This window comes from Maribacter chungangensis, assembly GCF_042676845.1.
Taxonomy (GTDB): Bacteria; Bacteroidota; Bacteroidia; order Flavobacteriales; family Flavobacteriaceae; genus Maribacter; species Maribacter chungangensis.
Genome location: NZ_JBHTHY010000029.1, coordinates 1 through 8,254 on the forward strand (window position 1 = coordinate 1; position 8,254 = coordinate 8,254).

Here is an 8,254-nt window from a genome sequence, read left to right on the forward strand (position 1 = left end):
TTGTTGACTTTACCATAAACGTGAACGCGGACTGTGTACCATGTTCAATTAACGAAATACAGGTATCCAGGGCAATTACCACCAACGGTGACGGTATTAATGATTTGTTTGAAATAACAAGTACAGAGTTCTGTGACTTCACCTTTAACATCATGGTATTCAACAGATGGGGGAACAAGGTGTACGAAGGAACCGATTACCAGAACAACTGGGGAGGGGAATCCCCCGACAACAAACTGGGAACTTCCGGAATGCTGCCAACAGGAACTTACTATTACATTATCGATGTCATAAGCGAAGAAAATCCAACACAACAAATCAATGGATATATGTATATTGGAGGAAATTAAGTACTTCAAAAACCTAGTCGATACATCGCTGCCAATATAGAAACCCTAGTATTTTTCTTACGAAAAATACTAGGGTTTCTTGCTATTTATAGCAATTCCTACATGATTTTATAATACCACAATCTTACTCCACTCCGCAACAATAAACCTCTAGTTCACAACAAATAATTAATTATGTTAAAATAGTATAGTTACTTTGAACTACCATGGTTGTAGACGTATTGCGCTTATTGGGATGTACAATAAAATACACGCTCAAAAAAAATAAGCAGATACTGTAGGGCAATAGAAGGAAAACAACAGTTTAAAACTCATAAAAAAGCAAAATCGTTTTTTGCTTAATAAGTTTATGGAAACAAAATACAACTTACAAAGATTAAAGCATGTACTAGCACTGATATGCTTATTATTGTTCGGTTCTGTGCAGATGGCACACGCCCAAATAAATACCAACAAAATCAGGGTAGATCTAAACTCCTTGAGTTTTAAGGCATGTAACGATACCAACAATGGCCTAAGCACTGTTACCGTGCAAAGCAAACAGGCAACCACTACGGATTTTGAAATCGCGTTCGACTTTCCTGATGGAGTTATGTACCAAGCAGGATCCGGTGTAATTACAACGCAGACAGGCTCCGGGGATTTCACCTTTTCCGAGATAGATATTTCAGACTTAAATCAACCCATATTTGGTATTGAGAGACCAAGTAATGCGCCTTGGCAAATAAACGATCAGGTCACGTTCACGTACCAAAAAACCGCCGATTGTGATGCCGTACAGTTTTCATATTCCGGCGGTCTGTTCAAAGATGCGCATACCATATCGTTCAATGATACCGATGGGGCACAGACCGCATCGGACAATGACCCTACTGTAAATTCCTATAACCTCTTAAGGGCCTTTTTGGCCGTGGATCCAATTTCAGACGTAGGGGCAATTGTTAACACCCCACAAACCAGAAATATTATCCTACGTAATTCGGGCAATGGTGGTGTGGAGCGATTTGAACACCAAGTAGAGGTACCGCTGGAACTTCAGGTAAACTATCAACTGGCGTTTAACGGCACCGTTTTGACCCCAACAAACATTTCAGGTGATTTTTACACGTATGAAATTGATTTGAACCTTGCCCCTTTTGCGGGACAAGTGGGAGATGGGGACAACGTTTTTGAAAATGAGAGCATCATCTTCCAAGAAACCTTGGAACTTTCCAATTGTGCCTGGGGCATCGGTACAAGACATAGTCCTAGATGGGGCTGTAGCAGTGGCACTTTTTGCCAAACGGGCGCACCCATATTTGGCAGGTTTAATATTGTTGATGAATGGGCAAATATCAGCGTAACGGAAATAAACAAACCACTTCCCAGATGGGACGCACCGGTAACGTATACCTATGGAATTTCAAACATACACGGTACGGACAATGCCTACAATGTGCAGTTGAACATTGGGTATACCTGGGACGGTACGCTATCTGATATTGGTGTAAATCCATTATATGGTGATGATTCCAATACGCAAAGACAGCTTTCCAACTTTAGGTTTACCGGGGGTGCACCATTCACACCACAACGTTGGGCGAATACTATAGATCCGTCCGGCGGAGCAGGCTCCTATTACTTACCGGCCAATTTCCTGACCTCCGATCCAGATGGACCCGGAGGTTTAGAGGATTTGGATGGAGATGGTTTCTTTGACGATTTGGCCCCTGGTGCAAATACCGAAATGAACTTTGATTTGGCCATGCTTCCCAATACCCCTGCATGTGACGAATATTCTGCTGAATATACAAGAAATCTCTCACTTCGCATGGATCTCTGGTCCGTTAATCCCTGTAATAGAAACATAGGTACGGACAGAGTAACTGCAAATCAACATGGTGTGCAAAGGGAAGCGCTTTTCAACTGGACAAATCCTGAAAGTTTTGAACAGGATGCCGATGATGGGGAAATCTTTAATTTAAGTTTTGTTGGTAGCTTTACCGTTCCTAGTGAATCCCCCACCTGCAACGGTATAATCATGCTCAGCAACGATCCGGGTACCAGTTATAATGTAAGCATCAATGTACCTCCTGGAATAAACTTGGATAGCAGTGCAGATTCAAGATACTCGCAATTGGGGAATCAAGTAACATTTACAGAGACCGATCTTGCAAATTTCGTAAGAGATGGCTATTTATTGGAAATCCCGATTAATTTTCCCCTAACCCTCGACTGTGCAACGTATACTGGCCCTTCGACGATCGACTTGAACTATACCAGCTCCTACAGCAGCACCTGTTTCAACACGGACATACACTGTGGCAGTTTTGAAGTGGTTACACATTGCGATACAGGATGTGCAGCACCTACCACCACCTCGTTTGAAGCCAATAGGACCACCGCGGGATGGACGGATGATAATATGACCACCAGAGTAACACTGGATCCAGCGATACATGCCACCAAATATTACATGCCTAGGGACGAAATGGTCATTACCAGCTCAGCGGTCATGCGAAACGATGTCAGGGACAACCTTAGTTTTGAAATCAGGTATGTGACAAGAAACGACGGTACAAACATCTCGGATATTTTCGCATTTGATTATGGTACGATTACAATAAACGACTTATCTTCCGGTCCACAGGTCGCAGCGATTACCGTAGCCCCAACGGTTACCACAAGTGGCACCAATGATCATTTGATGACTTTTGATTTATCCAGCTACAGGTCTATCATTTCACCAACATACGAATATGGAGAAGGCTTTGAGGAAGATGAAATAGAAGTGGAACTTCATTTCAGGTTTAAGGATAATTTCCTTAATCAGGCAGAGCTTAACGAATTCTATACTTTTTACGGACAGTTTTACAGTCTGGACGGCGGGGGATCTAGGGTAAGTTGCCAGTACTATAACGACCGTGCTTTTTTCTTTGAAAACGTTACAGGTTTAAGACCCAATTACGAATCTTTTGTTACAGGCTGCGAAGAAAGATGGTTATCGGTAACCTTGGAGCAATCTTCCGGCATAGGTGCAAGATTCCCTAATGAGTACAGACCCCCTTTATTATGGCAATCCACGAGCATCGAAATTCCTCAAGGCATGACGTTCAATAATGTGGCTAGCAGCGAAGGCTATCCTTACTTACAACCAGAAAATGATCGTCCTGGCTCATGGAATAATGGCCTTAGCTATACGGTTTCCGGAAACGTGGTTACCATTACACCAGGACCTCGATTTAGAAACTTAGATCAATCCGGCAACAATACGCCAAATATTAATATCCCAGTGGTCGCCACAAGCGCGACACCTGCGGTATCTAACCATAATGTTTCTGTAACCTATTTGGATTATGCCTATTCTGACAATCCCATTGTGGTAACGCAAACCGACAACCGAGATTTTACCTATTTTAACGCATGGTACGGAATAAATAGAGTAAATCCAATAGAAATAGGCAGTTCGGAACTGGCAAGTTTCGAAGTGGAGTTAAGGAATGGAACTGCTACACAAATAGACTACAACTGGTTACGGGTGAACCCAGATTCAGATTACCAGATTACCAGTGCATATTTGATAGACGGAGCGACAGAAACCCCGCTGAATGTAGTAAATGAAGGCGGTGTTTTCTATATTGAATACGGTAGTATGACAGGTTTTGTCGATGAAATAAAAAGAATACGCTTTGAAGGCACCTTTACCGAATGTTCACCACAAACTATTTACATTGCCCAGAATTACGATTGTGCTGGGTATCCTTCTAGCTATACTGGCCTACCTTTCTTCAATGGCCGTGAACTTAGTTTAGAACCCGTAGCGGCCGCCATTCAATTGGATATCTTAAGCCAGCCATCGGGAACCGTGGATACCTGTACCGATTATGATGTGGTACTGGAAGCAAGAAATGCCGGGGAAGGCGATTTAACTTCGCCTACCATTACGTTTGATATCCCTGGGGATATTAGTTCTATAACTTTTTCGGATGTATCGGTAGAATACCCAAGAAATTCAGGAAATATTGAAAGTATTACACCATCTATTTCAGGGAATACGGTAACCTTGGATCTTTTACTGCATTCGGGTATAAATGCACAGAACGGACTATCGGGATCCTACGGCGCCGCCTCTTTGGATGAGCAGATCGCTATCATCGACATGACCTTGAATCCGCAATGTAATTACCGTTCCAATACGGGAACCACCTATATTATTTCAGGGAATAATCCTTGTGGAAGCCCAGCCGTGGGAAGCGGCAGCCGGCTGGCAAGCGAACCTGTTGTCATTACCGGAGCGGAACCTCCGTACAGTACCAATAGTGTGGCGCTTAGCTCCCCGAATTTTGAGGGATGTGAAATGGAAACCGTTTCCGTGGAAACTTATATTGTGGACGGTACAACGGGATCAGATGACTTTACAAGAATAACCCTACCCTCTGGATTGGTATATGTGCCCGGTTCGTTTAGTTCTACAGGCTCCGTTACGGCAACATTTGTATCGGCAAATACGGTCGGAAACCATCAGGAAATCGAGATCGGACTTCCGGCAGGTGCCACTATCACCGATCTAATTGCCTATAATTTTGGGGTGGAAAGTACCGCGGACATCTGTGCGGGAACCTATGATATCGATTTAAGTACCTATGTGACCACAACAGGACTGACTTGTGGTGGCGTATCCTGTGGAACCACCGAAATCGAAACAGGACAAGCCGATACACAAATAACCATAAGCAAAGCGGTTTTGGAGGAGTCCTCCTTTTCGGCAACGGCAGAATATGTACAAGGAGCCAACACCAACTATGCCGTGGAAGTAGGAATTGAAAATACTGGTACGGAAGATTTAGCATCCGGTATTTCGTATGAGGTTTTCTGTGCAGATGGGACAGGCATAAAGGTTGGGAGTCCGCTTTATACGGGTACGCTTAGTCAGGGTATTCCCGTAGGAACGTCCATACAAGAAGCTTTTTCGTTTTCGTCCAGTACTTTTTGCGGGGCCAACAGCAACATCGTAGTAGAATTTGCACCAGGTGCATCCAATTGTTTTTGTGATGTACTTTCGGTAGTGATCGCAAGTACACCCTCTCCCGCATTTGGAGACATTACTTTTGTCAATGACAACATTACCGTAAACGAAGCGAATGGTACGGCTACCCTAGAGGTTATTTTCAATGGTAATTTTCCCGGAGGATTTTCGGTCGATTTCAATTCACAGACCGATCTAGCGATTGCCCCGGACGATTTTATACTAACTAATGGAACGCTTAATTTTAATGGTACCAATGGTGAAATACAACAAATAACAATACCTATCATTGACGATACCTTAATAGAACCAACCGAGAATTTCTTGGTAAATCTATTTAATCCGTCTTCCGGGATACTCAACATACTGGATACACAAGCTGATGTAAATATCCAGGACAACGATTTTGCCGGTATTACGATTGACGATGCAACAGCAAACGAAGGGGATAACTTAGTTTTCACCATAACGGCATCACAGGCACCGTTAACAGACCTTGTTTTTGATTTAAGCTATGTGGATATTTCAACAATTCCCGCAGATTATTCAGGTCCTACAACAGTAACACTTTTAGCAAACACTACAAGTGTAAGTTTCAATGTAGCAGCTTTGGACGATGATTGGTTTGAAAATACCCAGGATTTTGATGTTGTTATTGCGCTAACTTCTGGTTCTGCAACCATTACCGATGATACAGGACGTGGAACCATCCTAGATACAGATCAAGCAACGGTTTCTACCGGCAATTACGATGTTTTGGAAGATGTTGGCATAGTACAATTACGTGTTTTCCTGAGTCCTTCGGGCACAAATGTTGGTGTGGAAGATGCTTTTACAGTCGATGTTGTGGTAAATAGTTCTGGAATAAACTTTCCAGCAACGGAAGGTTCCGATTATACGGGAACTACGGCAACGATATCCTTTCCTGCCAATTCACCTGTTAATACAGAATTTTTTATACCACTAACCATTATTGACGATAACATTACAGAACCTTCCGAACGTGTGATACAACGACTCTCCAACCCTTCTATTTCCGGAATTGGTTTGGCAGGCCCAGGAGGAATTGTGAGAATTCATGATAATGATACGTCTACGATAACACTACAAGATATTACTGTGGATGAGGCTGTTGGATCAACCAGCTATTCTTTCATTCTAAGTGGCCAGACACAAGACCCTTTTGATATAAGCTATAGCTCATCTAACGGTACGGCAATTGAACCAGATGATTATACGGCTAATAGTGGAACTGTTTCCTTTACTGGGTCTAATTCGGAAATTCAATCCGTTACATTCACAATTATAGATGATAATTTCATTGAACCCTTAGAAACTTTTAATGTCAGCGGAAGTTACAGTGTAGCGGCACCAGCATTTACCAATGCCTTAGCTCAGAACATTATTTTTTCCAATAATCCTGGAGCAATAAATATCACCGACAACGACGGTGGCGCAGGTACAGGGATCACTTTTGACAACGACAACATTACCGTGGATGAAAGTGCAGGTACGGCTACCGTGAATGTTCTCCTTACAGGAAACGTTCCGGGTGGGTTTACTTTGGATTATACCACTACGGATGGTTCGGCTGTTACACCTAGCGATTATACAACAACTTCTGGTCAACTTACCTTTGCCGGTACGGACGGGGAAACACAACCGATTACGATTCCTATTATCGATGACAACCTTATCGAAGCTTTGGAGAACTTGTTGGTAGACCTTTCCAACCTTTCTACTGGTCTGATTTCTATAAATGATAATCAGGCTACCGTGAACATCACCGACAACGACGGTGGCGCAGGTACGGGAATATCGTTCGATAACGACAACATTACCGTGGACGAAAGTGCAGGTACGGCTACCGTAAATGTAATATTGACTGGAAACATTCCGGGCGGGTTTACTTTGGATTATACCACAACGGATGCTTCGGCCGTTGCGCCAGGGGACTATACAACCACCTCCGGACAACTGACCTTTGCCGGTACGGACGGGGAAACACAACCGATAACCGTTCCTATTATCGATGATAACCTTATCGAGGCTTTGGAGAATCTTTTGGTAGACCTTTCCAACCTTTCTACCGGACTGATTTCTATAAACGATAATCAGGCTACCGTAAACATTACCGACAACGACGGTGGCGCAGGTACAGGGATCTCTTTTGACAACGACAATATTACCGTGGACGAAAGTGCAGGTACGGCTACCGTAAATGTAATATTGACTGGAAACATTCCAGGCGGGTTTACTTTGGATTATACCACAACGGATGCTTCGGCCTTTGCGCCTGGGGACTATACAACCACCTCCGGACAACTTACCTTTGCCGGTACGGACGGGGAAACACAACCGATAACCGTTCCTATTATCGACGATAACCTTATCGAAGCTCTGGAGAATCTCTTGGTTGACCTTTCCAACCTGTCTACCGGACTGATTTCCATTAATGACAACCAAGCTACCGTGAACATTACGGATAACGACGGTGGTGTAGGTACCGGAATATCTTTTGACAACGACAACATTACCGTGGACGAAAGTGCAGGTACGGCTACCGTGAATGTTCTGCTTACAGGAAACGTTCCGGGTGGGTTTACATTGGACTATACTACAACGGACGCCACGGCCGTTGCGCCTGGGGACTATACAACTACCTCCGGACAACTTACCTTTGCCGGCACGGACGGGGAAACACAACCGATAACCGTTCCTATTATCGATGACAACCTTTTGGAGACACTGGAGAATTTGCTGGTAGACCTTTCTAATCTTTCTACGAATCTGATATACATAAACGATAATCAGGCTACGATAAATATTTTAGACAACGACGGCCTTGGCGCCGGAGAGGGCATCTCCGTGGCCGACTTTACCGTGGACGAGGGTGCCG

At 43.6% G+C, this 8,254-nt stretch carries 2 protein-coding genes; both read left to right on the forward strand.

The genetic code is table 11. The annotated features are described in order from the left end of the window. Positions 1-350, forward strand: a 350-nt coding sequence (locus ACFQZJ_RS19715) for a gliding motility-associated C-terminal domain-containing protein (protein ID WP_379936694.1), incomplete at its 5' end; no start/stop codon positions are given. A gap of 349 nt (positions 351-699) precedes the next feature. Beyond that, the coding region (locus ACFQZJ_RS19720) for a beta strand repeat-containing protein (RefSeq protein WP_379936695.1) at positions 700-8,254 on the forward strand (7,555 nt) is incomplete at its 3' end.